The following is a 2,019-nucleotide window of genomic DNA, read 5'->3' as shown; positions in this document are numbered from 1 at the left end:
GATCAAGCGTCATCGCCACACGTATATGCAGCAGGTTCTGAAACATGTCTGACCAGGTCTGCAGGCAATCGAGAAGCCTTTCACGTACTTCGGGCTGATCGATCGACGGTGAATTGATCAGCGAAAGCAGCCGACTGTTCCTGAAGCTCTCCAGATAACCCTCGTTATCTTTTAACAGCCCGTCGGCGGGCTTGGCATTGACTGTTTCTTGAGCCTTGAAGACGACATTCGGTTGAAGGGTGTTCTCGTACAGGGCCTTACCGTTGAACTGAATAGATAGTGCCCAGAAACCATCGTTGGTGCCTTTGAAACCATGCCGCGAGTGGGGCGGGACCAGCACCATATCGCCCGCCTCGATATTTCGTTCTGTATCGCCAAGGGTTTTCCCCGAGCCGTCACAAATCAGGATCAGGCTCGCCTCGGGGTGTTGATGAACCGACAATTCCTGGTCCTTTTCAAGTCTGACCCAGCTAAGGGCCACCTCGCTTTTGGACGGAATGAACTGGGCCAGCGCGGGATGTTGGGAAAATATTTTTACAACACCCAAGTCGTGTAACACGCCATTCACCACCACGCTGTTGAGGGGGGCGATGTCACTTCTAGAGATAACTTCCATATCGTCTATTCCTATTGTTGGCAATTAACTTGCGGAATTTAGTCTGTTCAGGTGGTCAATGGCGGTATAAAACTTTTTGCGATCATTGCTGGCAATGACCACTAGGCCGATTTTGTCATCGTTTATGTGCGGTCTTCCCAGCGGGGGATTCGCTTCGCCCATTACCAGTCTGATGATGTCCACTTCCTGCATGTAATCCCTGATCATGTCCGGGTTCAGTGGTTCATAAAAAAGATGAGAGCCAGCAAATTTGTAGTGTGTCAGTTGAGTGTTGGTAGTGTCCGATTCGGCTTCGTGACTATGAAAGCGCAGTGTTTCTCTAAAAAGATCAACGCCTGTTGTGAGCTCAACCAATAAGCCGATGTAATCACCGCCGACGCGGTTGTTGATTTCTATCAGATGAAATTTTCCATCTGCTATTGTTACTTCAATATGGCAAGGCCCATGTGTGTGATTGATTGCGGTCAGCAGGCGCTCGCAATAACGACTCAGTTCGCTGAATGTGTCGCTGTCGAGATTGTCCGGCGAGATGATGTGCTGCTCTTCTGCGAGCGATGTTTTGTATAGTTGTTTATTGGTTATGGCGAGGACTCGGTGTTGTGAATCAATGGTCAGTGTTTCGACACTGACTTCACGTCCGTTTAAAAACTCTTCCGCCAGCATGACGATATTTTCATGATTGAGTCTCTCCAGCGTATCGAGCAGGGATGCGGAGTCTTTGATGATGAAGACGTTTTCGCTACCGGAGCCCGTTGGGTCTTTTAAGACCATTCCATTTGGATAGCAGTTGAAAAACGCTTCGACGTCCCTTCTTGTTTTACAGATCTTGCTGGCAACGGCGAATTCAGTATGTTCCAGCCTGGATCGCATCAAAGGTTTGCAGATGCATATTTCGCAGGTTTCGTAATCGATGCCTGGGATGGCGTAATGTTGACTGGCACGTGCGGCGGAAAGCAGCCCATCCTCCGTGAATGAAAAAATGTAATCGATAGACTGCGTTTTTAGTATTTTATCTATTTCTTCGATGATGGTGATTTCGGAGAAATCATTGACGAGATGAATTTTGTTGGTAAGTGCTGCGAGGTTTTTACCCTGTGACTCAGGAAGTTGCAGCACGATGAAGTTAAAGTCTAAACCTTCGAAGTGCATGAAGGTTTCGTCATGTCCGCCGATCAGTACAATGTTTTTCATAAAGTTCCATTATTGGCGAGTGGGGCCAGTTGTCAAGACTGTTATTTCGTGCTTTTAGGTGAGGCATGAGCTCGGTTTTAATGGGATGGAATTCAGTTGCATATAGTGGGTCGATTAAGCTGTTGGTGTGTGACAAGAGCTATCTATAACTGAATATTAGCTCGGTTAAAGTAGTTGGGAAATGGTGTGTGGCAAAAACAGATCCATCTTAC

The 2,019-nt window shown here is 47.3% G+C and carries 2 protein-coding genes; both read right to left on the bottom strand.

Features of this window, described 5'->3' with window-relative positions; translation table 11 throughout:
• On the bottom strand, window positions 1-616 hold a 616-nt coding region (locus AC1DSG_RS30635; protein WP_477794214.1), incomplete at its 3' end, for a cupin domain-containing protein.
• Window positions 617-640: 24 nt separating this feature from the next.
• Window positions 641-1,807 (bottom strand): ATP-grasp domain-containing protein, encoded by a 1,167-nt coding sequence (locus AC1DSG_RS30630; RefSeq protein ID WP_477794213.1) that lies wholly within the window; start codon window positions 1,805-1,807, stop codon window positions 641-643.
• Window positions 1,808-2,019 lie beyond the last annotated feature (212 nt).

This window comes from Pseudomonas sp. P5_A12, from assembly GCF_056400685.1.
Note: the sequence above shows the minus strand (reverse complement) of the source record. Positions and strands in the feature narration are given on the sequence as shown.

Excerpts from the sequence above, each read along its gene's own strand:
- AC1DSG_RS30630 (WP_477794213.1), bottom strand. The coding sequence starts at position 1,807 with ATGAAAAACATTGTACTGATCGGCGGACATGACGAAACCTTCATGCAC.